This window comes from Streptomyces sp. NPDC002788 (genome assembly GCF_053592115.1).
This window is the reverse complement of the sequence record NZ_JBSFVB010000016.1, coordinates 101215-126940: the sequence shown is the minus strand read 5'-3', so window position 1 is coordinate 126940 and position 25726 is coordinate 101215. Positions and strand designations below refer to the sequence as shown.

Annotated in this window: 20 protein-coding genes and 1 pseudogene; 9 read left to right on the top strand and 12 right to left on the bottom strand. The window is 70.6% G+C overall.

All coding sequences use genetic code 11. The features are described 5' to 3' along the window. Window positions 1-122: 122 nt before the first annotated feature. Genes ACWD1U_RS27765 through ACWD1U_RS27735 form a run of 7 tightly spaced genes read right to left on the bottom strand, consistent with a single transcriptional unit; the run spans window position 123 to window position 11264 of the window. On the bottom strand, window positions 123-1334 hold the full coding sequence (locus ACWD1U_RS27765) for an FAD-dependent monooxygenase (protein WP_451111531.1): 1212 nt from the start codon (window positions 1332-1334) through the stop codon (window positions 123-125). Beyond that, window positions 1331-2278: a thiopeptide-type bacteriocin biosynthesis protein gene (locus tag ACWD1U_RS27760; protein ID WP_451111529.1), complete on the bottom strand. Its 948-nt coding sequence runs from the start codon at window positions 2276-2278 to the stop codon at window positions 1331-1333. Before ACWD1U_RS27760 ends, ACWD1U_RS27765 begins: the two co-directional genes overlap by 4 nt. Before the next feature lie 13 nt (window positions 2279-2291). Then, window positions 2292-3824, bottom strand: coding sequence for a hypothetical protein (locus tag ACWD1U_RS27755; protein ID WP_451111528.1), 1533 nt, complete (start codon window positions 3822-3824; stop codon window positions 2292-2294). A 37-nt stretch (window positions 3825-3861) separates the two neighbouring features. Continuing rightward, complete coding sequence (locus ACWD1U_RS27750) at window positions 3862-5814, bottom strand: TOMM precursor leader peptide-binding protein (protein ID WP_451111526.1); 1953 nt, start codon at window positions 5812-5814, stop codon at window positions 3862-3864. Continuing rightward, window positions 5804-7510, bottom strand: a complete 1707-nt coding sequence (locus ACWD1U_RS27745; RefSeq protein WP_451111524.1) for a hypothetical protein — start codon at window positions 7508-7510, stop codon at window positions 5804-5806. Before ACWD1U_RS27745 ends, ACWD1U_RS27750 begins: the two co-directional genes overlap by 11 nt. Continuing rightward, complete coding sequence (locus ACWD1U_RS27740; RefSeq protein ID WP_451111522.1) at window positions 7507-10107, bottom strand: lantibiotic dehydratase; 2601 nt, start codon at window positions 10105-10107, stop codon at window positions 7507-7509. The genes ACWD1U_RS27745 and ACWD1U_RS27740 overlap by 4 nt, the downstream gene beginning before the upstream one ends. Then, window positions 10104-11264, bottom strand: coding sequence for a hypothetical protein (locus ACWD1U_RS27735; RefSeq protein WP_451111521.1), 1161 nt, complete (start codon window positions 11262-11264; stop codon window positions 10104-10106). Before ACWD1U_RS27735 ends, ACWD1U_RS27740 begins: the two co-directional genes overlap by 4 nt. 351 nt (window positions 11265-11615) lie before the next feature. Between ACWD1U_RS27735 and ACWD1U_RS27730 the strand changes: the two genes are divergently transcribed. Next, on the top strand, window positions 11616-11957 hold the full coding sequence (locus ACWD1U_RS27730) for a hypothetical protein (protein WP_451111519.1): 342 nt from the start codon (window positions 11616-11618) through the stop codon (window positions 11955-11957). A 96-nt stretch (window positions 11958-12053) separates the two neighbouring features. Here the strand turns inward: ACWD1U_RS27730 and ACWD1U_RS27725 are convergent, their stop codons facing one another. Continuing rightward, a complete protein-coding gene (locus ACWD1U_RS27725; protein WP_451111517.1) occupies window positions 12054-12227 on the bottom strand; it encodes a thiazolylpeptide-type bacteriocin in 174 nt (57 codons plus the stop codon). A gap of 226 nt (window positions 12228-12453) precedes the next feature. Then, window positions 12454-13977, bottom strand: coding sequence for a SagB family peptide dehydrogenase (locus ACWD1U_RS27720; protein WP_451111516.1), 1524 nt, complete (start codon window positions 13975-13977; stop codon window positions 12454-12456). A 293-nt stretch (window positions 13978-14270) separates the two neighbouring features. Between ACWD1U_RS27720 and ACWD1U_RS27715 the strand changes: the two genes are divergently transcribed. Genes ACWD1U_RS27715 through ACWD1U_RS27705 form a run of 3 tightly spaced genes read left to right on the top strand, consistent with a single transcriptional unit; the run spans window position 14271 to window position 17774 of the window. Continuing rightward, window positions 14271-15842: a class I adenylate-forming enzyme family protein gene (locus ACWD1U_RS27715; RefSeq protein ID WP_451111515.1), complete on the top strand. Its 1572-nt coding sequence runs from the start codon at window positions 14271-14273 to the stop codon at window positions 15840-15842. Next, window positions 15839-16693, top strand: a complete 855-nt coding sequence (locus tag ACWD1U_RS27710; RefSeq protein ID WP_451111514.1) for a 2-amino-3,7-dideoxy-D-threo-hept-6-ulosonate synthase — start codon at window positions 15839-15841, stop codon at window positions 16691-16693. The genes ACWD1U_RS27715 and ACWD1U_RS27710 overlap by 4 nt, the downstream gene beginning before the upstream one ends. Further along, window positions 16665-17774: a 3-dehydroquinate synthase II family protein gene (locus tag ACWD1U_RS27705; RefSeq protein ID WP_451111512.1), complete on the top strand. Its 1110-nt coding sequence runs from the start codon at window positions 16665-16667 to the stop codon at window positions 17772-17774. The genes ACWD1U_RS27710 and ACWD1U_RS27705 overlap by 29 nt, the downstream gene beginning before the upstream one ends. Window positions 17775-18056: 282 nt before the next feature. On the opposite strand, the gene ACWD1U_RS27700 is transcribed toward ACWD1U_RS27705, so the two are convergent. Further along, window positions 18057-18662, bottom strand: coding sequence for a response regulator transcription factor (locus tag ACWD1U_RS27700; protein ID WP_451111511.1), 606 nt, complete (start codon window positions 18660-18662; stop codon window positions 18057-18059). A gap of 610 nt (window positions 18663-19272) precedes the next feature. Here ACWD1U_RS27700 and ACWD1U_RS27695 point away from each other — a divergent pair. Further along, window positions 19273-19695 carry a hypothetical protein gene (locus ACWD1U_RS27695; RefSeq protein WP_451111628.1) on the top strand — a complete coding sequence of 141 codons (423 nt, stop codon included), beginning with the start codon at window positions 19273-19275 and terminating at the stop codon, window positions 19693-19695. 156 nt (window positions 19696-19851) lie between these two features. Continuing rightward, window positions 19852-19971: pseudogene (locus ACWD1U_RS27690) on the top strand (transcriptional regulator); the annotation flags it as partial. 358 nt (window positions 19972-20329) lie between these two features. On the opposite strand, the gene ACWD1U_RS27685 reads toward ACWD1U_RS27690, so the two are convergent. Continuing rightward, window positions 20330-21718: a cystathionine beta-synthase gene (locus tag ACWD1U_RS27685; protein ID WP_451111509.1), complete on the bottom strand. Its 1389-nt coding sequence runs from the start codon at window positions 21716-21718 to the stop codon at window positions 20330-20332. A 160-nt stretch (window positions 21719-21878) separates the two neighbouring features. Here ACWD1U_RS27685 and ACWD1U_RS27680 point away from each other — a divergent pair, with 160 nt between their 5' ends. The 3 genes from ACWD1U_RS27680 (at window position 21879) to ACWD1U_RS27670 (ending at window position 25300) form a co-directional block, all read left to right on the top strand. Then, the gene (locus ACWD1U_RS27680; RefSeq protein WP_451111508.1) at window positions 21879-22898 is read left to right on the top strand and encodes an SGNH/GDSL hydrolase family protein; all 1020 of its coding nucleotides are present in this window, start codon (window positions 21879-21881) and stop codon (window positions 22896-22898) included. Between the two features lie 128 nt (window positions 22899-23026). Then, window positions 23027-24244 (top strand): acetyl-CoA C-acetyltransferase, encoded by a 1218-nt coding sequence (locus tag ACWD1U_RS27675; protein WP_451111506.1) that lies wholly within the window; start codon window positions 23027-23029, stop codon window positions 24242-24244. 273 nt (window positions 24245-24517) lie between these two features. Further along, window positions 24518-25300 carry a hypothetical protein gene (locus ACWD1U_RS27670; RefSeq protein WP_451111505.1) on the top strand — a complete coding sequence of 261 codons (783 nt, stop codon included), beginning with the start codon at window positions 24518-24520 and terminating at the stop codon, window positions 25298-25300. A 93-nt stretch (window positions 25301-25393) separates the two neighbouring features. Here the strand turns inward: ACWD1U_RS27670 and ACWD1U_RS27665 are convergent, their stop codons facing one another. Continuing rightward, window positions 25394-25705, bottom strand: a complete 312-nt coding sequence (locus ACWD1U_RS27665; RefSeq protein WP_451111503.1) for a hypothetical protein — start codon at window positions 25703-25705, stop codon at window positions 25394-25396. Window positions 25706-25726: the final 21 nt, after the last annotated feature.

Below are 25726 nucleotides of genomic sequence, written 5' to 3'. Positions count from 1 at the left end.
CTCTGCCTGCGGCCGCAGCCGCTCGGAGCAGGGGCCGTACGTGCAGGACGCGTCCGGCACGTACGGCCGTCATGGCACGCTTCCCCTCCCGCCCGTGCAGGACGCATCCGGCACCGCGGCCGTCATGGGCACGCTTCCCCTCCCGTCCGTGCCGTACCGTGTGCCCCGGCTTCGTGGGCGTAGAGCCAGGCTCGTTCCCGAAGTCCGGTCAGGCCTGCGGCCCGGCGCATCAGCTGGTCCCTTTCCCGTTGCCGCAGGCCGTCGGGCAGGTGCATGGTCTCCGTCTGGCCTCGTGAGCCCCGCTGGATGGCCGCCGTACGCGGTGCGCGGGCCTTCTCGTACCTGACCAGGAGTTCGGGCACCTCCTCGCGGCGGGCACCCGCCAGCAGTGAGGCCAGTTCCACCGCGTCCTCGACCGCCTGGTTCGCGCCCTGCGCCATGAAGGGGAGCATCGGGTGCGCGGCATCGCCGAGCACCGTGAGCCGACCAGTGGACCAGGTACTCAGCTCCGGCCGGTCGTACAGGGCCCAGCGGCGGACCGGGTCGGCGGCGCGGGCGATGTCCGGCACCAGGCCGCCCCATCCTTCGAAGGCGGACACCAGGTCGGCGGGATCGCAGACCGCCGACCAGGACTCCGCTCCCGCATGCAGGAGCGGAGCTATGGCGGCGAAGCTCAGCAGACGGCCGCCCGCCACGGGGTAGCACACGAAATGCCGGCCCGGGCCCAGCCACATCCTGATCAGCGGCTCCCGGGCGGGCGCGGGCAGCCGGTCGGCCGGAACGAGCCCCCGGAAGACACCGAGACCGGAGAACACCGGTGCGTCGCGCACCAGCGACTTCCGGACCACGGAGCGAATGCCGTCGGCCCCCAGCACGACGTCCGCACGGTGCGTGGTCCCGTCCTCGAAGGAGAGGACCAGGTCGTCACCGTCCCGGAGGACCGCTCGCAGCCGCTGCCCCAGCCGCAGCGGCCGCGGTCCGACCAGCCGCAGCAGGGCCTGCTGCAGGTCCGCACGGTGAGCGGCGTACAGGGGTGCCCCGTACAGCCGCTCGCAGGCGGCTCCGAACGGAGTGTGAGTGATCGGTTCCCCTTCCCAGCCGTACACCCGCATCTCCTCGATGGCCACGCAGCGCTCCCGCAACGTGGGCCCGAGCCCGAGCCGTTGCAGGTGTCGCGCGGCGTTCGGGGCGAGCTGCACCCCGGCTCCGATCTCCGCCATGGAGCCGGCCTGTTCGAACACCTCGCACCGGGTGCCCGACCGGGCGAGCGCCGCCGCCAGGGTCAGCCCCCCGATACCGGCTCCCACCACGGCGATGCGCGGCTGTGCGGTCACGGCCGGTCTCCGTGAACGGTGGCCGGGGAGGGGAAGAGGTGCGCCAGCCAGGCGTAGGTGCGCAGTTCGTCGAAGATCGTCCGGCCCAGACGGTTGTGGAACATGTGCACGTGCGAGACGAGGATCCGCCCGGGGACCGCCGGCGTGGTGGTGCGTATCGCCTCCACCAGATCGCACAGGGCCGCGTGCCATGCCTCGAACGGGCCGTGCCGGGTGGGCTCGACCGGCTTGAGAGTTCCCGGCGTGACGCGGCAGAGCCGGTCCAGCTGTTCCTCCGTGGAACCGAGCCCGGCCGCCCAGGCCCGCCAGCCCGCGAGGCTGCCTGCGTAGTAGGCGGCCTGTTCCGCCTCGTCGCCGAGGGCGGCGGCCGCGGACACCGTGGCACGCAGGGCGAGGGCGGAACGCGTCTGCGGAGTCGTCACGTGCGGCAGAAGGGCCGGCACCAGTTCGCTGGACAGCTGGAACAGCCTCTCCGTGCGCGGCATCAGGTCCGGGCCGCCGTATCGGTCGGTCTCCGGCTCGTAGACGGCACGGTGGACGCCCGGGGCGTGCAGCGCCTGCACGTCCGCGTCGGGGCCGTACTCGTTCCGGGCGAGCAGGCGGGCCCGGGCCCGGTAGTCCGCCTCGCTCACCAGGGCTTCGCCGGCGGCCGGCCGGCCGGCGCTCTCCAGCCGCTCCCGCAGCAGCCGTTCCACCCGGTGGAAGTCCGCGGGGCTCAGATCGCCCATGCGCAGTCTGAGGTGAGGGCCGCCCTGCCAGTAGCGGATGAAGAACCACGGCGCGCCGTCGAACGCCCCGACCGTGGGCGCGATGACGTCCTTGACCACTCGGTCGAGCAGTGACTGCTCGTTGGAGGCCAGGTGCAGATGCCAGGCGCTCCACCGCGTACGGGCCGCCGTGTCACCGCCGGGCCCGGGGCGGTCGGGTGCTGTGTGCTGTGCCAAGACGCTCTTCCTCTCAGACTCTGATGTCCAGTTGGGCGTGCACCGGATACCTCGGCGCACCGGCCACCGCGGAGAGCGCGATCATCTCGTCCGGATCCAGTTGGAGGACGCGCCGCGTCGGTGTCTCCTTGAAGGCACGGACCGGGCGGGTGAACATCCCGTACGCCGTGGTGGACAGGCACAGGCCGTGCAGGGCCCAGCCGCAGTAGTACTGCGCCGCACTCCACCCCCTGGGTCCGAGGGACCTGAAGATCGTGCGCGGCTTGACCGACATGAACCAGATCACCGAGGCGTTCCGGATGTCGCAGCCGGCCTGCGGAGTCAGGCTGTACTCGTACTCCGCCTCCAGCCGGGCGGCAGCGGTCCGGTCCGCGCGGAGCAGGACCGCCTCGCCGTCGCGCACGCGGTAGACGCCGTCCTCGAGGCCCTCCACGTCCTGGATCACGGCGGTGAGCGTGACCAGTTCGGAAACGGCCGACAGACTGCGTCCGGGTGGTGGTACACCGAGCCAGCGGATCGCGTCCCGCACGGAGTCGACGGGCATTCGTGTGCGCCGGCCGCTCATGCCGTACAGACGGCGGGGCATACGGCCGGAATTGCGCCGCCACATCAGCTCGGCCCAGGACCACGCGCCGGGCGTCGGCAGTGGACGCGCCGGCACGGCCGGGGGCACGGGAGCGGCGGGCTCGTCGAAGGAATGGGCCCGGTTCATCCGAACCAGATGCCGCAGTGCCGGGTCGTCCGCGGGCTCCTCGGGTTCCGCTCGGACCGGCTCCGGCAGGTCAGGGCGGGGAGCGGCGTGGTGCGGCCCGAGCTCGACCACCAGGGGCAGCGACCATTCCCAGGCGGGCGTGAGCCCGAGTTCGTCCAGCAGAGCGGTCGAACCCCGGTGCGGCAGCACCAGCCGGCCCGACAGCCCGAACAGTTCGAGCGCCAGCGCCAGACAGCGCAGGGTGATGCCCAGTTCCAGGTTCACCAGAGAGCCGCGGAACGATTTGTAGGCGCGCGGGACGCGCGTGTACCTCCCGGTCAGTGCGATGCGCCGCTGCCGTCCGTGGTGGCTGCCGGAGGTGAGCGCGGTGAGCGAGTGCCGTTCGGGTTCGAGCAGGTGCCAGCGCTCGCCGTCGTCGACGAAGACGTGCACGGGGTAAAGGCAGCGGGGGGAGGCGTAGCCGCGGTGCGGGTTGAAGACGTTCTCCGGTTCGTACCACTGCGTTCCGAAGCTCGCGACGAGCGCCCGGGCGAGTGCCTCGTCCGGGTCGGACAGGGCTGCCCGGCCGTGCGGGAACGGCAGGGCGCCGAGCAGCTCCGCGGTGCCGCGGGGCAGCGGGGCGCGCCGTGCGTCGCGGACACAGGCGGGCGGGGGCGGAGCCGTGTGCGACTCCGTGGGCGGCTCCGCCGCCCACGTCCAGGAGGGCAGGGAGGGGTCGTCGCAGCCGGCGCCGAACTCGTACCACAGGAGCTCGCGCTCGACGGGGCTGTCGCCCTGGGGCGGCGGCTGGTTCGACGGGGCCCGCCGCCCCGCGGCGGTCGCTCCGTCGTTCATACCGGTCCTCTCCCGGCGTGACGCCGTGCCGGGCCGCTCACGGGAAGGGGTGCGGGTCGTAGGGAATCTTCCGGTTCTCCTGCGGTGTCCCGGCGAGTGCGGCCGTCAGGCGGGGCAGGTTCCCGAGACGCTGTTGGGCGTGGCCGAAGCACATCGGCAGGATGCCGGGGACGACGGCCTTGGCCACCGAGACACCCACGTCGTTGTGTTCGCGGGTGCTCTGGTCCACCAGGACGATCCGGTCGAGCCCGGCGTTCGCGTACAGCTCGCGCAGGTGGTCCAGGGCGCCGCGCACCGTCCCGCCGGAGGCCCGCCGCAGGATGTCCGGCCATCCGGGAAAGGCGTCCCGCACGGTGATCTCCGGTCCGCCGAGGACCCGCGTGACCCGCGGCAGGGCCTCGGGGACGGTGTACAGCTGGGGGTGGTGTTCGAGCTCTACAACCAGCCAGGGATCGGCGAGCATCTGCTCGGCCTCTTCGCGGTTCCACTCCATCTTGTTGGTGACGAGCTGTGCCACCTCGCGCAGCGCGCCGCGGATCGCGGTGTGCGGGTCGGCTCCCGACCCTCCGGACGAGAAGGAGGCGGGGAAGGCGTCTTTGCGGTTCACGGCCAGCACCCAGACGATCGGCAGGTCGATGTCCTGCTTCGCCACGAGTATGTGCACGTCGAAGCCGCGCGTCTGGATCAGGTCGATCAGGCTCCGGTTCTCGGGATCCGTGATCGAGGCGTTCGGGATCCGGGGCAGCGGTGTCCGGCGGTGCCAGGAGAGCAGGAAGGCGTCACGTTCGGCGAGTTCGAGCAAGGAGTGCAGTGCGGCCTCCTCCAGGCTCGCTCCGGCCGCGCAGCCGCTGGAGGAGTCGTCGAAGTACTTTCGCAGGTGGCCGCGTTCGGGCCTGCGGCCTGCCGCGCGGGCGTCCCGGGCGGCCACACGTGCGGTCCGCGCCGCATGCCAGTCGCGCTTGTACCGCAGCTCGTAGCGGTAGAAACCCACCTCGGCGGGCACGAGCGCGGGTTCGCCGGAGGCCAGGTCGTGACCCCACACCCAGTCCATGGGCGTGTCCGCCGTGCGGGGAAGCACCTGGCAGTCGGGGTGGGCCAGTTGCTCCTCGGTGTACTCACCCAGGGTGGTCGGATCCAGGGCATGGTCGGACACCTCGCGGTAGCCACGCTCCAGGAGGAGCGGGGTGTCGAAGGGGAAACTGCCGAGTCGTTCGTAGGTCTCGATGATCCCGACGGGGTCGGCCTCGGAGAACGTCCTGGCCCGGCCGTGCCCGGAGGCACCCGCGTCGGGCGCGAGGCACATGCTCATGGCGAAGGGAACGTTCGACTCCCGCATGATGGCCCGGACCGGCCCGTAGCGGGCGTCGACCAGGCGGTCGCGCAGGGCGCCGGGCTCCATCAGGTGCGTGCCGCCGGTGCCGCGCGTGGGGTCGCCCGGGGAGAGGGGCTCGTCGCGCGGCTCCAGCGGGACGGGTCGCCAGTCGTCGGCCAGCCCCTCTCGGGGACCGGCACACGACGGGCACAGGAAACTGCGCGGGACGCGATGGCGCCGTACGTACCGGGTGCCGACCGCGTACAGTTCGCCCGGCTGCAGGGGGTGGGCCGCGAGGTTCGCCAGGGCGGCGTCGAGCAGGAGGGGCAGCAGGGGCGCGGAGGCGCGCGGAACCAGACGGGGTTCCTCGGGGGCGTCCCGCAGGGGGTGCTCGGCGGTGTTGCGCTCACGCACCTCGGTGCAGCCGGCGCACCCGGAGTCCGTGCCGGGCGCCCACCGGGGTCCGACGATCACCTCGTCGTCGTACACCCGCACCGAGACGAGTTCCTCACCGCGAGCGGCACTGCTCTCCCACTGTGCGCGCTCCCAGGTCAGGTCCCAGCCGCGGTTCACCGTGACCCTGGCGCGCAGGGCGCCGCCGATCCGCTGGAGCGTCTCGTCCCAGGAGACGTCGCGAGTCGCGGCGATGCCGGGTCCGTACTGGTTCTCATCGTGCATGCCGGGGCTCCTGCGTGAGCGTGCGGGCCTGGACGGGGCCGGACCAGAAGGGAATGGTGCCGAGCGCGGGGTCCGCCCGGCGGGCGAGCCCCTCGTAGGCCGTCTCCCGCGACGTGGCGAGCCGGTCCACCTGCTCGCGCAGTGCGCGGATCCGTTCCTCGTCCGCGAAGTTGACGGCGTCCGTGCGCAGCAGGGGAAGGCCGGCCCCGCCGTGACGCGTCGCGTCCAGTTGGGCCCGTGCGAGCGCCGTGCTCAGGGCCTCGCGCACCGCGGTGTCACCGTCGGGAGCCCATGCCGCCCCCAGGACGTCGCCGCTGTCGGTGAGTTCGACACGGGCCAGCTGCCAGTCCAGTCCGGGCACGTGCGCGGGGCGGACCACGAGGGGCTCCGGCCGCACGGACTCCAGGATCCGCCGGATGCGGGCGGTCTCCTCACTCTCCGTCACGGCGCTGAGCGTGTCCTGTGCGTCGTCGGCGAGCAGGCGCAGCACGCCGTCCAGGAGCCAGCGCTCCTCGGTCACGCCGGCGGCGCCCGTCCCGCCCCCGGCGGAGGGGCAGGAGCGCCGCAGAGCCTCCAGAGCGGCACCCACGGTCGCGGACCACTGGTCCGGCCCCCATACGGTGATCCGTCCGCCGGTGTCCGTCCGCGGCTCCATCTCGCGTACGGCCAGAGGCATCTGGAGGAGGGTCTGCTCCGTGTCCGCCGGTGTGAACAGGCCCTTCCACCGGGAGGTGAGGGTGTTGACCCGCTCGATCGCGTCGTCGAAGTCCACAGCCGGTTCGGCCGGGGCGTTCCTCAGTGTCCTGGGGCCTTCGTCCGTCGTGTCCGCCGCCCCGAGGAGGAACCGTTCCGCGACGAGCTCGGCGCCGTACACCACATGCACGGCGTCGCCCTGGTCGATCCCGGCCAGGGCGTCGAAGATCAGCTGCCCGGCGAGCGCCCCGATCATGGCGTCCGCGACCGGCCGGGCAGCCGGCCCGAGGTCCTCTCCGCGCGCCCACCCGAGCACCCTGGCGCGGAGGGTGGACAGCAGCGGGTGCCGCCCGGCGTCCGGGAGGACCGGACCCGCCTGGAGCACGAGGTCGTCGAGCAGGACCGGCAGGACCGGCACGCCGTCCGGCAGCCGAGCGGTGCCGGGCACGAGGAGGCCTCCGGCCCGCAGGGCCTCGTCGGTCCCGCACCACAGGACGGCGTCCACGGCGTCCAGGGTGTCGTGGACGCCAGGGTCGGCGGGGTCCGCCGTGAGCACCTGGCCGACACCGGCGCGGGCCAGGCCCCGGGCCGCCGGGCCTGTCGCGTCGGGCGTCCCGAACAGCGCGACCCTGGCGGCGCGGACGCGGGCGAACACGGCGTACGGCTCGGCGCACACCGACTCCAGGTAGGCGAGCGAGCCCGCGTACCGCTCCCGGTCCTCGCCGCTCGGCCGGGGACCGCTCAGGGCGTCCTCGTCCAGCAGCATCCCGTGGTCGCGCAGCCCGTTCGTCAGCCGGCGCACGACGGGCCGGGCCCGTTCCGTGCCCAGGGCCGCCACGAGTTCGTCCTCGGTCGTTCCCCGTTCCAGGAGCGGGACGCACACGTCCGCGACCTTGAACAACTGGTCCCAGCCCTTGAGGACGAACTGGGCCCGCGCGCCACTGAAGTACACACCGCCCGGCACCGGCGCACAGTGCAGATGTGGTCGCGCTCTCATCGTCATCGGTTGTCTCCCTCGTACTGGAACCGGCCGCCCGGGCGCCGCGCCATCTCCACCACCCACTCCTGCGCGTGCGTGCCGCCGGCCACCGCGGGCAGGGCCTCCTCCAGGTAGGTGACGGCCTCCTCGTCCGTCACCCGGCGGTTCAGCATCTTCGGGAACACCCGCGTGCTCAGCACACTGGAGAGATCCACGTACTGCGGCTTGTGCTGGAGACGGCGGGGCACCGCCTCGGCCGGATCGAGTGTTCTGGGCGGGCCCTGCCCGAAGGCCGTCTTGACGACGATCTCCTCGGGGATGCCGTACCGCGCGCGCCAGGCGGTCAGCGCGAGCAGCCGGTCGTGCTCCGCGGGTCCGGCCTCCAGCACGGAGGCCATCTCCGCACCGCCGTACCAACGGCGCCGTGACAGGACGACCTGGCCGATCGAGATCCCGGGGGCCGTCAGTGTGTGCCGCTCGTCCCCGGAGTGCGCCTGGTGCCAGCCGTCGACCAGGCCGTTGTTGAGCCGGCCCGAGGCGGACAGGGACATCGCCAGGGACAAGGGAGGGGGATAGAGCCCCGGGTGGCCCGTGCCGAGCGGAAGGACGCGCAGCCGCTGCCCTTCCGCGTCCTCCACGGCGAGCGTGTCGGTCTCCGTGTCGTGCACCAGGTCCAGCGCGTACCAGTCGTCGGACCGCAACCCGTGCGGCAGGACGCGCGGATGGGCGTTCACGTTGAGGCGGTGCAGTCCGAGGTCGTCCACCACGCGGGCGCCGTCCCACCCGTACCGCTCCTGAAGCCGCCGCGCCAGGCGGGGAACGGACCCGCCGGCCAGCTTCCGGTCGGCGTCGAGGAAGCGGGCGTACAGCATGCCGTGCCCGGGCAGGCCGTCGTTGAACACCAGCCGGTCGCCCGCGGCCTGCGTCATCACTCCGTAGCTCAACGGCTCCCGGCGCAGGCGCTGCGGCATTCCGGAGGCGAGGTCGATGGCCTCCGAAGGGGACAGCGCGACATCTGGAGCTCCGTTCTCCACGGCCTTGGTGAGGCGCCGGTGGATCTCATCGGCCACCCGGCGCCGCACGGCGAAGAGCTGTTCCAGGCTGCCGTCCGCGGGGCCCAGGCCGTCGAGCGCCGACATGTCGCCCCGGGCGTAGGACTCGCCCGTCACGGCCGCGCGCTCGGCGACCTCACGGATCAGGGACTCGGCGTGCTCGGTGAGCGGAACGCGGGCCCCGGCACCGAAGCGCCGCACGAATGCGGCCGTCGTCAGGATCCGTACGTCGTGCAGCCAGTCGAAGACCGACAGCAGCTCCACCGTCGCGCTCATGTCGGCCAGCGGCCGCTGCCAGCGGCCGGAGTCGACGGTGAACGGTGAAAGGACGTAGTCCTCTTCGACGGCGCCCCGTGCCGGACGCCGGGCCAGCCGGGCGAGCTGCGCGAAGTCCTCCTCGATGGCGCGCAGTTCGCCGCGGCGCTCGGCGACCGGCCCGGTCGCGAGGCGCGGCAGCCGCGCCTTGAGGTCCTCCAGCAGTTCGGAGCCCGGAGCGCCGGGGCGGGTCAGCATCGCAGACAGGTCGACGGACCCGTCCTCGGGCTCGTTGTAGGTGCACAGGATGCCCTGGTGGACCGCTTGCAGCAGGGCTTTCGCGGCGTCCTGCGCCGAGCACTTCGTCTGGGCGGCTATGTGCGACACCACCGAGCGCACCGGTCGGGGGCCCATGGCGGTCGCGTCGACCAGCGCGCGGACAAGGCCCTTGACCGGGGCCGACAGCCGTTGGAGGCCGGAGTCGGTGGGCCTGAGGAAGTACAGCGTGCTGCGCTCCCCGTCGAGCGAGGAGGTGGGGGAGAGCGCCACCCAGGCGTCCAGGAGCGCGGCGCCGGTCGCCTGCGGCAGACCCCCGAGGACGTAGGCGAGCATGGCGCGGTCCACGCCCGGAAAGGCGGTGGCCCCTTCGAACCGCACCTGGCCCGGATCGACCCCGCCGGGCCCGGGAACGGCGATTCCGACGGCGGTGAAGCGGGAGAGCGGGCTGGTGCGCACCATGGCCCTGGTCACGTACTGGATGAGTCCCCGCTCCGACTTGCGCACGCGCGCGGAGAGCCGGCCTTCGGCCATCGCGGCGGCGTAGCGTTCCGATTCCTCGTACACCTCGGGGGAGACGAGGGCGAGCGAGCGGCGCAGGTGCTCGTCGCCGAGCAGCCGGACGAGTGTCCGGCGTTCCCGGTCCGCTGCCTGCTCGTAGTGGTGGGCGACCTCCGCCCGCAGGCGGTTTCGCCGCTCGGTGGCCCCGAGCCACGCGGCCACCGAAGGCGTGCCGGCTGGGGCGGCCCTGAGGGGGCGGTCGTTGTGGATGGCCCGGCGCGCGGCGATGAGTTGTCCGCGTCTGCCGTCGTCGGTCGTCGAGCCGATGAGGGAGTAGAGCTCCTCGGAGCACCACTCGGCGGCCGAACGCACGGCGCGTTCGGCGACCGTCAGCCGCTCCAGAAGCTCCCGGAGGGCGGGATCGGCGAGACGCGTGCGCAGCAGGGGGTTGATCCGCAGAAACCACAAGGGCTCCTGGTTCGCGGCGGAGCCAGGCTGCCGCGGCGCGGCGACGGCCGGTGTCCCGGGTGTGGTCACTGGGCGGCCCCCCGGGTCTCTGCCCAGCGCGTGCTTCCCGTGGTCAACCGCTCCTGCCAGGTCTCGCCGAGGACCTCGTCGATCGTCTCGGCGAGGGCGTAGCACGTGTAGTACCGCTGGATCGGGGAGACCGTGAGCAGCGGCAGTTGCTTGTAGAAGAGGTTGATCAGCAGGCGGTACGCGGCGAACCACGGAGTCGGGTCGTCGATCACCCCCGATTCCGCTGTGGCCCGGTGGAAGGCGGTGTCGGGATGCTTGCCCTGCGGCACCACGCCGGGAGCGGTGGGCGGGCCCATGAGGCTGTTGTCCACGGAGTCGTTGATCGCGTCCAGCGTCGCCGGGGTCAGCCGGCCTTCCCGCACCGCGCCGTCCAGGACACCGGTGCAGTAGGCGAAGGCCGTGCGCCACTGGGCTGCCGCGGGGCCGACGTCCCCGGCCAGGCGCTGCTCCACCACGGTGCGCAGCAGGGGCGCCTCCCGGGCCAGCCGGTCGGCGAACGCCGGGCGCATGTCCTTGCTGGGGGCCGCCCACGCGAGGAAGGCCTCGGCATGGGAGCGGAACGAGAACGCGCCGTAGGCCAGACCCAGGAAATAGGAGTCGCCGAGGGCGCAGAAGGCTTCCGCGAGCCGGGTGGTGGCCAGGGACGGATCGCGGGCCAGTTCCTCGATCGTGTTCAGCAGAGGCGAGGTCAGCGCACCCTGCACGACCTCCGTCTCACGCAGGGTGCGCAGCCGTGGATCGGCCGGGACAAGGTCGTCCCGCCCGAGGAACTCCACTTCCCCGTGCTCACGCATGGGCAGATACGGCGGCGGCACCGCTTCCAGGCGGCCGAACTCCCGGGCCTGGCGGAGATACGTTTCCTCGTCCAGCGCCCGCGCCGCGGGCAGGGGACCGGCGTCCAGCTTCCGTGCGACCGATTCCCAGTCGGGGTCCCGCCCCAACACGTTGTGCCCGATGACGTCCACGTGCGGGCCGTGCAGCCATCCTCGACGCAGCCGTACGACGGTGCCTGTGCTCTCACGCAGACTGCGGGCCAGGGGCACCAGCGTCGCGGAGAGCCACGCCAGGGTGACGGGCGCCCTGGTATAGAGCCGGACTCCAGCGAGACGGGCCCCTTCCGGAGTGTCGATACCGTGTTCTGGCGCATTGGCTCTCATGGGTACTCATCTTTCACGGATCGAATACGGTCAGAAAAGGACTGCCCGCCTGTTTGTTGACATGCGTCACCAACTCCGTGACATATGTACCGCTTTTCCGGAGGATTACTGCGCTAACCTGAGCAAGTGATCGGTGAATCTGGCACGCGAGAATTCAATGAGAGCCCGGCTCTGCACGGCGTGGCCACCTTGGCCGCTTTTGCGTTTTTCTGGGAGGCCCTGGGGGTCTCCGGACTGATGTCCCGGGCGTCGGCGCCGACCTCGCTGGGCATAGGGGTCCTGGCTGCGGCCGTGGGGGTCACTGTGATGGCTCTCCTCATTCGGTCCGGAAGGCTGCCGGGAACGAGGCGCGTGCGCAGGGTGGCGCCGAACATCTTCAAGGTTTTCGTCCTGGTCAACATCGCCCAGGTGGTGGCCATCGTCGCGGCCGTGGTGGTACTCGGCCGCCTCGGCCTGGGGTTCCACGTTCCCGCGGTGGTGTGCCTGGTCGTCGGGCTCCACTTCTTCCCGCTCGCACGGTCCTTCGCGCAACCGCAGTACTGGTGGACCGGCGGACTGCTGGTGGCCCTGGCGCTGGCCGGCTCCGCCACGCTCGCCGACGGCGGCGACGCCGCGGGGGTCCGCGTTCTGATCGGATTCGGGGCGGCCCTCGTGATGTGGGTGACCGCCCTGCACCTCGCCCGCCGAGGCTGAGCGGTGAACCCGGTCTTTCGGCCGGGCGGCGGTGTCCACCCGTGACGGGATGGACACCGCCGCCCGTTTTCAGCGGGTCAGGCGATCAGCCCGTCGTCAGCAGCAGGACGAGGAGCAGCAGGACGACGAGGACGACGTACCGCCGTTGCCGCCGGAGGCACCCATCTCGGGCAGGGCCACGCCCTGCGAGACCTCCAGGACCTCCAGTTCGGTCACGTCGAACGCGTCAAAAACCTGCTCGATGTCAGCGGTGTTGACCGAGACGTTCATAGGGAACTCCCTCAGTGGATTCCTTGTGTGACCAGTTGGCCACACAAGGGACTATTGCAAATTGCTGAGCTCGGGGCCATAGCGTGAGGCTTTTGATTGACGATTGTCATGCGTGTAGTTAGGGGCATCACGAGCATGTAAAACGGCAGCGGAAAACCTGTCGACGGGCATGAGAATTCCCCCCATCGCATAGACGGGGAAATCTTCGGGCAGGTCGCGCGGATTCTCAGGTTCGGTGCAGCACAGAACCGGCCCACGCCCCCCACTCGGGGTCGTTGACCCATTTCCAGCCCTGCCCTTGGTCCCAGATACCGAGCTCGCCCGGCGGACGGCTGCCCAGGATGAAGTCCCCCACGGACGACTCCCGCAGATAGTCCAGACCGAGGACGCGCGCCGACATGTCGGCGTTTCCGAGGCCCAGGCCGCACGGAGCGATACCCATCGCCGTGGCCACCAGGTACATGGTCTGGTACAGCACTCCGGTGTGCCGCAGGGTCGTTGCGTAGGCCATGCCGCTGTACTTCCAGGACAGCCGCTGGAACCGCGAGGTCATGGTGATCAAAACCTCCGGGTCGGCCTCCCTGGACGTCGCCGAGGACGCCACGTCCAGCATCGCCATGCGGTCACCGGGATCGTCGTTCACCAGAACGAGCCGATGCCCGACCGGGTCGTAGTAGTAGATGCCCTGGTCGATGCCGGTGCAGCGCTGGATGGTCAGGTACAGCTCCAGCTCGAAGGCCGAGCCCCCGTTGGGATAGGGGCGCGAGACGATCTCACTGCCCGGTTCGTCTCCCGGCGCCGGAACGTAATGGGTCCTGACCCTGGCGACCCGGTAGAGAAACTCGCCGATCTGCTCCGCTGTGAGCGGCTGCTCGCCGTAGCTGCGGAAAGACCTGCGGCCTTCCAGCACCGCCGTCAGACCGGGGTCGCGCCGCGCGATGTCTTCGAGGAGGGGGCGGTACAGCTCGACCGACGGCCCGTCGGGCGGAGGTTTGACCGCCGGGAGCGGATCGATCGTCCCCTTGTGCGGGAACACGCCCCCCAGGGGTTCGTCGAACCGTCCGTCGCGGATGCGTGAGTGGAACAGCAGGTCGTGAAAGTCCCACTGGCGCAGGACCGGATCCTCTTCCGCCTCGAAGTCCCCCTCCGCCGGACGTACATCGACGAATCCGGCGCCGGCCAGTACGCGCAACAGCGCGTGGATCTCGGTCTCCCCCAGGTCACTGCCGGTCGACTCGATCAGTTCACCGACGTGCCGGACGGCCGTGAGCGACGTCACGAACTCCCGGGCACCCCGATGGACCAGCAGCACCCTGATCCTTGCCAGCGGCGACTCCAGCACCAGTGTCCCGGACCTGCTGCGGCACAGGGCGAACCTGGACAGCCGCACGAAGCTCTCCGGGCTCACGGCGGCGGCCCGCGGCGCGGCGTCGTGCGCCGTGTGCTCGATACGGATCAGCTCCTGCCCGTCGGCCACGATGCCGGTCACGATCAGGCGTCCGATCCGGCCCAGCAGACGCTGGAACTGCGCGCGTTCGACGGGGCCGAGTCCCTCGAGTGCCTTGCCCACGGGAACGGGATTGCCGATGAGCAGTGAAAGCGCATCACGAATACGCCCCTCCGGAAGCCGCACGGCGAAGGTGCTCCCGGAAGTGATGAGGTTGACCGACGTGGCGTCGAACACGGCCCGGACATCGTCCCGGAAGCCCACGAGATACTCCATGTCGAGCCACGGGTCACCGGGTGGCATGCTGACCTCCGAAGATGCGGGTATGGCTGCCACATCGTCATCCACCCGATGCCGTCCATAGCAAGAATTCGATGACATCGGTCAGCTTCCCCGTGACATCGGTCATGACGTCGCCCGGCGTGCACAAAGCGGCTGCCGGAGTTCCTCTGTTCCGCGAACGATGATGATTGTCACCGGCCTGCGTGGGGCACTTGCGCCGGTCCTCCCGCCATCTCAGGATTTCAGCAGATCATGCGATGCGTCGGCCCCGGCTGGGTGAGTCGAGCTTCACCTGACAAGCGGATGGGGCGGGAATGTCTACTGCGCGGATAGTGAGTAGCCACACGACACAGACCCGGAAACAGACCCGGAACTATGTCCTGCGCATTCTGGAGGGGCTCGAAAGGGATCCGACGAGAATCGCCGTGCATTCCTGGGCCGGCGACCTCACCGCCGCGGAGTTCCGCGGGACCATAGCGGGCGCCGCGAGAGCCCTGGCGTGTGCCGGCACCGGCCCCGGTGACACCGTGGCCGTGCTCACCGAGCCGAACTGTGCCGTTCTGCTCGCCGCACGCTACGCCGCCCACCTGCTGGGTGCCACCGTGATCCACATCCGCTCCATGAACGCCCGGTCCGACGCGGAGGCACTGCCGGCGGCCGAACAGGAGCGGCTGCTGCGGGCTACGGGTGCGCGTGTGCTGGTGGTGGACGGCCCCAACGCGCCCTGCGGCCGCGCCCTGTGCGGGAACCGGGAGGGGACCACCCTCCTCACCCTCGCCGGAGACGACCTCGCGGACGTCACCGGCGATCTCCCCCCGGCCGCCTCCCACATGCCTCAGGAGGTGGCGGTTCTGGACCTCACCAGCGGCAGCACCGGCAGGCCCAAGCTCGTGCGCCGTTCGTTCGCAGTGAGAGACCGGCTCATCGACCTGTCGTTCGGCGCCCTGCCACCGGAACACCGGCCCACACTCCTGTCGGTCACGCCGGTCTGTCACACCACGGCGACGATGGCGGACGCGACGCTCACCGCGGGCGGCACGGTGATCCTTCACAACGGCTTTCGCACGGACGACGTGCTGCGGGCACTGACCGAGCAGCAGGTGACCGACGTGTACCTCGCGGTGCCCCACCTCTACCAGCTCATCAGCCGGCCCGGCATCGACGAAGCCGCCTTTCCGGCCCTGCGTCAGGTTCTCTACAGCGGCACGGCCGCCGCTCCCTCCCGCGTCGCTCAGGCCGCCCGGGTCTTCGGCAACAGCCTGGTCCAGCTCTACGGCAGCACGGAGGCCGGTGGCATCTGCACCCTGACGCCTCTGGACCACTGCGAACCAGAACTCCTCTCCAGCGTGGGCCGTCCGTTTCCATGGGTCGAGGTCGAGATCCGGCGGCCGGACTCCGGCGCGGTGGTGGAGCGGGGGGAAACCGGTGAGATCTGGGTCCGGTCGCCCACCGTCATGGACGGGTACGCCGGCGAGGAGGAGCCCGTCGCCCCCGTGCTACGGGAGGGCTGGCTCCAGACCGGGGATCTCGGCCACTGGGACAAGTACGGATACCTCCACCTGATGGGCCGAGTCGGCGACGTCATCAAGGCCAAGGGCATAAAGATCCATCCGTCGTCCGTCGAGGACGCTCTTCTGCGGCACCCGGACGTAGCGAACGCGGTGGTCTACGGAATCCGTGACACGGCGTACGTCGAGCACGTGGCAGCCGCCGTACAACCGCGAACCGGCGCACACTGCACCGACAGCGATCTGCGCACCCATGTAGCCGCCACGCTGTCGGCAGCGCACGTCCCGGAAGAGATTTCCTGGTGGGCGGAGATACCGCTCCATCCCTCGGGAAAACCTGACTTTGCACTGCTCAGAGGCCGAAAGGGTGCGCAATGAACTTCAACGGGCATTTCGCGCGGTCGTTGCGCTTGCGGCGGCTGTTCCGCCACTCCACGTCCGGACTGGTGATCACGCCCCTGGACCACTCGATCAGCGATGGTCCCGTCGTGCCGGGGAACAACTCGATCGACCGGCTCGCAGGGCAACTCACGGCAGGCGGCGTCGATGCGATCGTCGTGCACAAGGGCAGCGTCCGGCACATCCGCCCGGAGCGGTTCGCCGATATGTCGCTGATCATCCATCTCAATGCGAGCACAGGACAGGCACCGGACCCGGACGCCAAATACGTCGTCACCGAGGTGGAGGAGGCACTGCGCCTGGGCGCTGACGCGGTGAGCGTCCACGTCAATCTCGGCTCCGCCGACGAGCGTCACCAGATCGCCGACCTCGGCAGGATCTCCGACGCCTGCGATCGCTGGAATTTGCCGCTCATGGCCATGATGTACGCCCGCGGACCCCGCATCGCCGACCCGCACGACCCCGCGCTCGTGGCCCACGCGGTGACCATCGCGGCCGACCTGGGAGCGGACCTGATCAAGACGTCCTTCCCGGGCTCCCTGCCCGACTTGATGGCGCTCACCGGAGCCTGCCCCGTTCCGATCCTCATCGCCGGCGGCCCGCCACAGGCCACCGAGGAGGGCGTCCTCGCGTTCGTCGGCGAGGTCCTCGCGGGCGGTGCGCTCGGGGTGGCTATGGGACGCAAGATCTTCCAGTCCGCGGACCCGCAGCGGCTGGCGGGACGGGTGGCGCAGCTCGTGCACCGCTCGTCGGCCGAACAACCGGCAGAAGAAGTCGACCACCTGACGAGGGGACACCAGCGTGACGGACAGCAAACTGTGCTGGCTTGACATACGAGAAGCAGGCGACCTCGCGCCGGCGGTACTCGAAGAGGCCCTGCACCAGCGCATCGACGCCGTCGTCGCCGCCGACATGACGATGCTGGCCGATCTGCCCCCCACGATCCGCCGGGTCCTCCTGCACGACGCGGGCGAGCCGACAGACGGATTCACCGGTGCCGACCTGGTCCTGGTCGCCGGCGGTGCCGAGGACCGCGCCAAGCTGGCCCAGGCGCACCCGTCGATCGAATTCGGCCGCTACGTGGAGATCACCGATGCGGACAGCCTGGAGACGGCCTGCCTGTCGGCCCGGACGGAACAGTGGAGCCTGCTCGACTTCCGTGACCCCACGAAGATCCCGCTGGAGATCGTCCTCGCGGCTGCGGCCGGGTGTGAGGGGACCATCGTGACCACGGCAGCCGATGTGGAAGAAGCCCGGATCGTCTACGGAGTGCTCGAACTCGGTTCCGACGGCGTGCTCATGCCGGCGCGCGCCGTGGGCGACGCCACCGCGCTGCGGCAGGCCGCCGGAAGCACCGCGGGGCAGATCTCACTCGTCGAGCTGGAGGTCACGGCGACCACGCACATCGGCATGGGAGAGCGTGCCTGCGTCGACACCTGCAGTTACCTCGGCAAGGACGAGGGCATCCTGGTCGGCTCGCACTCGAAGGGCATGGTCCTCTGCGTCAGCGAGACACACCCCCTTCCGTACATGCCGACGAGGCCCTTCCGGGTCAACGCGGGAGCCATCCACTCCTACGTCGTTTCGCACCACGGTCGCACTCACTACCTCAGTGAACTCGTCGCGGGCAGCAAGGTGCTGGCCGTCGACACGCAGGGGCGCACCCGCGTGGTCAGCGTGGGACGCGTGAAGATCGAAACACGGCCTCTGATTTCGGTGGACGCGGTGGCGCCCCACGGGCAGACGGTGAACCTCATTCTCCAGGACGACTGGCACGTCAGAGTTCTCGGTCCCGGGGCAGCCGTACTCAACAGCACCGAACTTCGCCCGGGAGACAAGGTCCTGGGCCATCTGCCGACGGCTGATCGCCATGTCGGCTACCCCATTGACGAGTTCTGCCGCGAGCAGTGAATGCCGCCGTCGCAGCCTCTCCGGGACGGTGACGCCCGCGGGTGACCGACGCCGATCGAGTCCGCCGCCCCGTGGCCTCGTGGGACGTGCGAGGGCCGTGGCCGTCCTGCCCGTTCCGCCGAGCGCTGCGCATGGCGGAACGGGCAGGACGGCTCGGGCGCAGGCGGGTACGGCGCCGACGGCGATTCGCGTGAGAGCGCCGTAACGGCGGCTCATGCCGCGGCGAAGGGGCTCGGCGGGACCTGTGCCCCTTCGCCGCGGAGGCCTTTGCGGGTCGGTCGATCAGATCCAGCTTCGTTCGCTCGCGATGCGCACGGCGTCGTAGCGATTACGAGCCTCAAGTTTCTTGATCGCCGCCGAGGCCAGGTTGCGGATCGTTCCCGCGGACAGGTAGAGCTTCTCCGACATTTCCTTGACCGACGCTCCTGACGCCGTGAGGCGCAGCACTTCCGCCTCGCGTTCGGTCAACGGGCAGTCCTGACCACCCGCTACGGACAGCAGGCGTGGATCCATGAACACCTGCCCCACTGCCACGGCACGCACCGCCTCGATCAGTCGCTGCAATCCGGCGCTTTTGGGGGTGATGCTCAGCACGCCGGCCCTCAGGGCCCGATCCACGAAGGTGCGTGTGGGCGCGTCCATGGTCAGAGCCACGCCACAAGCGGGACGCGTCCGGTGTATTTCGTTTGCGACACCCAGGCAATCCCCCTCGATCCGCTCCGGGTCGATCAGGGCGACTCCCGCGTCCTTGCGCTCCACAGCTTCGAGTAACTTGCAGTAATTGCTGGCGACGGCCACCACATCAAGTCCTTGCACTCGGCTCAGTGAATCCGTCATCAGCTCCACCGTGAGCAATGATCTGCCGGCAATGACAATGCGACTGGCCATGTTGCTTCCCGTTTTGTGCGTGCGGCCTGTTACTTGAAAGCTCACAGACGACCCATGGCCACGCTAGGAGTTGGCGGTCATTTTGTCAGGACAATTGGAGAATGCTTTGCCAAGGTGACATCAGCGATTCACTTGAATTCATCCGAGTCACGGCGATACCCGCCGCGGCCGACGCGATGCCGGGTAAATGGTCCACTGTCGCCGGGTTCGGTGAAGTGTTCGCGGAGACTTGGAGGTGGACGTCGAATGCGGAAGTTTTGTTCGACAACGACGATCAGCATGCTCGTTTGCACGTCCGGCGTCGACGATCTCGAAGGGGCGTCTCCTGGAGCGTGCTCCCACACCCGGCGATCGCGCCCCCTCGGCGCCGGTCCGGCCTGCGGCAGCGTGGCACCGGCAGGTGCCCTGACGGCGGTCGAGGTGTCCCTGGAAATGCCGTACCGCATACGACGCCGGCCCGAGTCCTCCTCCGCGTACGACGACAAGTCACCGACGAGGTCATTTTTCAGTGGCAGTTCCCGTCTCGCGCCCGCCAGCCCCCGCCCGGACAGGGGGGGTAACCCCAGTGCGGCCGGCGCCCCGGCTTTCTACCGTGAGTGCCATGACCGGAATGGACGCGCGCGACACCGACCTGAAGAAGGAACTCGACGCCACCCTGCACGCGCGCAGGGATCTGGGCGAGGAGTACGAGTCCGCGCTGGTCGACTCGTTCCTGGAGAAGGTCGACCAGCGGATCGACGGCGCGGTGGAGCGTCGGGTGCGCCGGCAGCTCGCCGAGCAGCAGATGCAGACCGCCCGTGACTCCCGGGCACCGGGGGCCACCGACTCCTGGGGCGAGCGCTTCGGCTTCGGGATCGTCTCCCTCGTCCTCGCGATTCCGCTGTCCGCGATCGGCGGGGGCGTGGCCCATCTGCCCGGTCTGCTCGCCGCCTGGGCGGGCATCGTGGGCGTCAACGTCGTGCAGGCCGCCCGCACCAACCCCGGCCTGTTCGGCCGCCGCAGGTCCTCCCGGGACGGCGACTGGGAGGACTGAAACCGCTGCGGCGTCAGACCTGCCGGGTGGGCAGCGCGACGATCTGCCGCGGATTGACCCGCCGGGGCCGGCTCGTCACGTAGGCCACGAGGTCGGCGAGCTCGGGGATGCAGCTGATCCTGGACGGCATGGACCGCGACCCGGCCTACGTCCCGGACGCTCACGATCCCGGCGGCACCGGACCAGACGATCGTGGCCTGCACGCCGGAGCCGGGCTCGGAGACGGCGGAGCGGCTTGCGCTGCCGGGGAGCTGGGCGACGAGCCACGCGGGCTGACACCCCGTAGGGGAGAGCCGCTGCCCGTGAGAGACATGCGCGGGGACCGCCGCACCCCCTGAAAGGGGGGCGGGACGACGGCGGTCCCCGCGAGGGACGCGGGCCTGGTCAGGCCGGGCTTGCGCGTCTGTGACGTCGGTGGAGGTCCGGGAGCCGCTCCGGAGGTCCTTGACGCCAACGGCGCCGGCCGGGGCGGGGAGCCGCTCCCGCCCTGCCGACACCCACTAATGTGCAGGACCCGTGTTAAGCGGGTGCTGCGCGAACGTGTCGCGCTCGTACCACTTCCGCGAAGTCCACGAAGATCGCGGACGAACGGCAAGTTCACACGGTTCGCGGGCAGTTCACCGGACGTTCGCCGTCACTTCGCGGACCGGGCGAGGAAGGACAGCAGGTCCTGTCGGCTGACCACACCGGTCGGCTTGCCCTCGACGAGGACGATCGCCGCGTCCGCCTTGCCGAGGACGGCCATCAGGTCGCCGACCGGCTCACCGGAGCCGACCTGGGGCAGCGGGCCGGACATGTGCTTCTCCAGCGGGTCGTCGAGCGAGGCGCTCTTGCTGAACAGCGCGTCCAGAAGCTCGCGTTCCACGACCGAGCCGACGACCTCGGCGGCCATCACGTCGGGGTGGCCGGCGCCCGGCTTGACGACCGGCATCTGCGAGACGCCGTACTCGCGCAGCACCTCGATGGCCTGGCCGACCGTCTCCTCCGGGTGCATGTGGACGAGGGAGGGCATGCGGTCGCCCTCCTTGTCGTTCAGGACGTCGGCGACGCGGGCGCTGGGGCCGGTGTCCTCGAGGAAGCCGTAGTCGGCCATCCACTCGTCGTTGAAGATCTTGCTGAGGTAGCCGCGGCCGCTGTCCGGCAGCAGGACCACCACGACGTCGTCCGGGCCGAGCCGCTCGGCGACCTCCAGTGCGGCCACGACCGCCATGCCGCAGGAGCCTCCGACCAGCAGACCCTCCTCCTTGGCCAGGCGGCGGGTCATCTGGAAGGAGTCCTTGTCGGACACGGCGACGATCTCGTCCGCGACGGTGCGGTCGTAGGCGGTCGGCCAGAAGTCCTCGCCGACGCCCTCGACGAGGTACGGCCGTCCGGAGCCGCCGGAGTAGACCGAGCCCTCGGGGTCGGCGCCGATGACCTTCACCTTGCCGTCGCTGATCTCCTTCAGATAGCGCCCGGTGCCGGAGATGGTCCCGCCGGTGCCCACGCCCGCCACGAAGTGGGTGATCTTCCCCTCCGTCTGCTCCCACAGCTCCGGGCCGGTGGAGTGGTAGTGGGAGAGCGGGTTGTTGGGGTTGGAGTACTGGTCGGGCTTCCAGGCGCCCGGCGTCTCACGGACCAGCCGGTCGGAGACGTTGTAGTACGAGTCCGGGTGCTCGGGGTCGACGGCCGTCGGACAGACGACGACCTCGGCGCCGTACGCGCGCAGTACGTTGATCTTGTCAGTGCTCACCTTGTCGGGGCACACGAAGATGCACTTGTACCCCTTCTGCTGGGCGACTATGGCGAGCCCCACGCCGGTGTTCCCGCTGGTCGGCTCGACGATCGTGCCGCCGGGCTCGAGCGCGCCGCTCTCCTCCGCCGCCTCGATCATGCGCAGGGCGATACGGTCCTTCACCGAACCGCCGGGGTTGAAGTACTCCACCTTGGCCAGGACGGTCGCCCTGATGCCCTTGGTCACGCTGTTGAGCTTCACCAGCGGGGTGTCGCCGACGAGGCTGATCATCGAGTCGTGGAATCGCACCGTTGTCTCCGGATGCCGCGAAAGAAGTGGTCCTAGTGGTGCCGCCAGCCTAGGGCCTGGCCCGTGGTCCGTGACGGTCGTTCACTCCCCGTTGCGATTGGACCACGGTCCGTACGGGGCAAGCACTGGGTGTACGGCTTCGAGGAGGTGGCGGCGACGCATGTCGAGCATGTCGAGGGCGAGGGTGGCCCGGCGGATCGCGGCCGGTGCTGCGTACGGCGGCGGCGGGATCGGTCTGGCCGGGGCGGCCACGGTGGGGCTGGTGCTGGCGGAGCTGCAGCTGGCCCGTCGCCGGGTGGGCAACGGCAGGTCACCGCAGGTGCCGAACGCGGACGGGGTGTACGGGCAGACGTACACCACCGATGCGCCGATGCGGCTGACGATGCTGGGCGATTCCACGGCGGCCGGCCAGGGCGTGCACCGGGCCGGCCAGACACCGGGGGCGCTGCTCGCGTCGGGCCTCGCGGCGCTGGCGGAGCGCCCGGTGGAGCTGCGCACGGTGGCGATGCCCGGGGCCCGTTCGGACGACCTGGACCGCCAGGTGGCCCTGGTGCTGGCCGACCCCGGCCCGGTCCCGGACATCTGCGTGATCATGGTCGGCGCGAACGACGTCACCCACCGCATGCCCCCGACGCGCTCGGTGCGCTGCCTGTCCTCGGCGGTACGGCGGCTGCGCACGGCCGGCGCGGAGGTCGTCGTGGGCACCTGCCCCGACCTCGGCACGATCGAGCCGGTCCGGCAGCCCCTGCGCTGGCTGGCCCGACGGGCCTCCCGCCAGCTGGCGGCCGCCCAGACGATCGGCGTCGTCGAGCAGGGCGGCCGCACGGTCTCCCTGGGCGACCTGCTGGGGCCCGAGTTCGCCGCGAACCCGCGCGAACTGTTCGGCCCGGATAACTACCACCCCTCTGCGGAGGGCTACGCGACGGCGGCGATGGCGGTCCTGCCGACCGTCTGCGCATCCCTGGGCCTGTGGCCGGCCGAGGAGGAGCGTCCGGACGCCTCCCGCCGCGAGGGCTTCCTGCCGGTGGCGCGGGCGGCGGCGGAGGCCGCCTCGGAGGCGGGCACGGAGGTCGCGGCGGCCATGCCGACCGGCCCGAGGGGCCCCTGGGCCCTGCTGAAGCGCCGGCGCCGCCGGCGGGTACCCGAGCAGGAACCGGCCCCCGCCACACCCTCCAACTGACAACGGCAAAAGCAAGCGCTTGGAAACTGCGGTCAGGGTCACACCGCGACACCCGTGACCCAGGCCATACGTACGGGTAACTTCCCCAACAGCCCTGCCAGACCACCCGGTACGTCAATGGAGCCGTGATGCCCGAAGCCGTGATCGTCTCAGCCGCCCGCTCCCCCATCGGCCGCGCCGTCAAGGGCTCCCTCAAGGACCTCCGCCCGGACGACCTCACCGCCACGATCGTCCAGGCCGCCCTGGCCAAGGTCCCCGGGCTGGACCCGAGGGACATCGACGACCTGATGCTCGGCTGCGGCCTGCCCGGCGGCGAGCAGGGCCACAACCTCGGCCGCATCGTCGCCGTGCAGATGGGCATGGACCACCTGCCGGGCTGCACCATCACCCGGTACTGCTCCTCCTCCCTCCAGACCTCCCGCATGGCCCTGCACGCCATCAAGGCCGGCGAGGGCGACGTCTTCATCTCGGCCGGCGTCGAGATGGTCTCCCGGTACGCCAACGGCAGCTCGGACATGCCCGGCACGCACAACCCGCTCTTCGCCGAGGCCGAGGCCCGCACCGCCGCGACCGCCCAGTCCGAGGGCTCCACCTGGCAGGACCCGCGCGAGGACGGCCTGCTGCCCGACCCGTACATCGCGATGGGCCAGACCGCCGAGAACCTGGCCCGCGCCAAGGGCGTCACCCGCCAGGACATGGACGAGTTCGGCGTCCGCTCGCAGAACCTCGCCGAGGAAGCCATCAAGAACGGCTTCTGGGAGCGCGAGATCACCCCGGTAACCCTCCCCGACGGCACGGTCGTCTCCAAGGACGACGGCCCCCGCGCCGGCGTGACCCTGGAGGGCGTGCAGGGCCTGAAGCCCGTCTTTCGCCCCGACGGCCTGGTCACGGCCGGCAACTGCTGCCCGCTGAACGACGGCGCCGCCGCGCTCGTGATCATGTCCGACACCAAGGCCCGCGAGCTCGGCCTCACCCCGCTGGCCCGGATCGTGTCCACCGGTGTCTCCGGCCTCTCCCCCGAGATCATGGGTCTCGGCCCGGTGGAGGCCAGCAAGCAGGCTTTGCGGCGCGCCGGCCTGACCATCGACGACATCGACCTGGTGGAGATCAACGAGGCGTTCGCCGCCCAGGTGATCCCCTCCTACCGCGAGCTGAACATCCCGCTGGAGAAGCTGAACGTCAACGGCGGTGCCATCGCCGTCGGCCACCCCTTCGGCATGACCGGCGCCCGCATCACCACCACGCTCATCAACTCCCTCCAGTTCCACGACAAGCAGTTCGGCCTGGAGACGATGTGCGTCGGCGGCGGCCAGGGCATGGCCATGGTCATCGAGCGCCTCAGCTGAGCGCCTGACCGTAGCCGCCATAGCACGGACCGTGAGGCCTTGGCCCAGAACCCCGAAAACCCCGGGGTTCTGGGCTGTTTTGTGATCCAATCTCCCCCAGGATGTGACCTATCTCCCTTCACCCGGGGAGAACCGCAGGTCACAGGAGTCCCACCCTCTCCCCCGAGACCGAAGCCCTGTCCGTTTCGTGAGGTTACGCACTGACAGCTGGTTAGTCCGCCCTTCAAGCTGATGTAGGAAGTCGGGGGTCGACTTTGAACCGGGAGTACGTCAGTGAGCGCCATGCCGATCGCGTTGCTGGTCACCACGGCCGCCACGGGCGCCGTGGGCGTCGCCGTCCTGCGCACCGTGCTGCAGCTGCGCCGACAGGTCGCGGCCCTGCACACCGCGCTGGCCGAGAACCGCGCCGCCACCACCCGCGCACTGCTGCCCGCCGCCCGTACCTCTCCCGACACCGACGAGATACGGGCCGCCGTGGCGGCGGCACTCGCCGAGGAGCGGGAGCGTGAGCTCGCCGAGGCGCGCGCCTTCTGGGCCGCCCAGGAGGCACGTGACGCCTCCGACGCGCCGTCCCTGCTGGGCCTGCCCGACACCGATCTGTTCCTGCCCCGGCAGGCCGATTTCGCGGGTCTGGAGCCGGTGTCCGAACCCGGCGCGGACGCCGAGGAACCGGCCGGCGAGTCCCCGGAGCTGGCCGCGGCCCGCCGCCGTCACCCGTCCCATCCGGACTTCGTGCCGAACCCGTCGCCGGCCGTGAACGACCACGAGCGCACGGTCGCCACGTTGGAGGAACTGGCCGCCTCCCGCACCGAACTGACCGACGTCCGCCCGGGCCCCCTGGGCACCCTGGACGTCTACGTCTTCGCCGACGGCACGACCCTGTGCATGACGCCCGGCCACCGCGAGACCGCGGAACGCCTGGCCACCGCCCTCCGGGCGGGCGAGACCCCGACCCTCCTCGGCGGCTCAGGAGTCTCGGGCGCCTACACCCTGACCTTCGAGTGCGGCCAGGAGAACGTCTACATACTGGCCGACCGGGTCATCGCGTCCCTGTAAGGAAGCGCCCCAATGGGGCACGGGGGCTGTATCGATGTGCGGCTCCGCCGCGGAGGCGTGAGCTACCACAACGCACCCCGCCGACGAAACGGGTCACACCCCCGCCCGCTTCCGCGCCTCCTCGACCAACCGCACCGCTTCATCGACGTCGGCATCACTGGGCAGCACAACGGCCAGATCATGCCCGGCAACGGTGATCTGATCTGCGGCCGCGAACATCCCCGCATCGGGCATCACCCGAGGCTCCGCATCCGGAGCCTCCAGCACCTGCGCCCTCCGGGCCAACTCCCGGGCCAGCCCGAGAGCCTCGGCGGCAGCGCCCCGCTGCAACCGGCTCTGGGGCGCAGCCCGCAAACGATCGGCGAAGTGATCCACCGCACGGGTCAGAGGCGTCGTATCAACCACGCCGCGAGCGTACGCGTCGCA

Bases quoted from the DNA above. Each gene is read 5' to 3' on its own strand.
- ACWD1U_RS27755 (WP_451111528.1), bottom strand. From the start codon at position 3,824: ATGAACGACGGAGCGACCGCCGCGGGGCGGCGGGCCCCGTCGAACCAG.
- ACWD1U_RS27750 (WP_451111526.1), bottom strand. From the start codon at position 5,814: ATGCACGATGAGAACCAGTACGGACCCGGCATCGCCGCGACTCGCGAC.
- ACWD1U_RS27745 (WP_451111524.1), bottom strand. From the start codon at position 7,510: ATGACGATGAGAGCGCGACCACATCTGCACTGTGCGCCGGTGCCGGGC.
- ACWD1U_RS27735 (WP_451111521.1), bottom strand. From the start codon at position 11,264: ATGAGAGCCAATGCGCCAGAACACGGTATCGACACTCCGGAAGGGGCC.
- ACWD1U_RS27725 (WP_451111517.1), bottom strand. From the start codon at position 12,227: ATGAACGTCTCGGTCAACACCGCTGACATCGAGCAGGTTTTTGACGCG.
- ACWD1U_RS27720 (WP_451111516.1), bottom strand. From the start codon at position 13,977: ATGCCACCCGGTGACCCGTGGCTCGACATGGAGTATCTCGTGGGCTTC.
- ACWD1U_RS27715 (WP_451111515.1), top strand. From the start codon at position 14,271: ATGTCTACTGCGCGGATAGTGAGTAGCCACACGACACAGACCCGGAAA.
- ACWD1U_RS27710 (WP_451111514.1), top strand. From the start codon at position 15,839: ATGAACTTCAACGGGCATTTCGCGCGGTCGTTGCGCTTGCGGCGGCTG.
- ACWD1U_RS27700 (WP_451111511.1), bottom strand. From the start codon at position 18,662: ATGGCCAGTCGCATTGTCATTGCCGGCAGATCATTGCTCACGGTGGAG.
- ACWD1U_RS27695 (WP_451111628.1), top strand. From the start codon at position 19,273: ATGGACGCGCGCGACACCGACCTGAAGAAGGAACTCGACGCCACCCTG.
- ACWD1U_RS27680 (WP_451111508.1), top strand. From the start codon at position 21,879: ATGTCGAGCATGTCGAGGGCGAGGGTGGCCCGGCGGATCGCGGCCGGT.
- ACWD1U_RS27675 (WP_451111506.1), top strand. From the start codon at position 23,027: ATGCCCGAAGCCGTGATCGTCTCAGCCGCCCGCTCCCCCATCGGCCGC.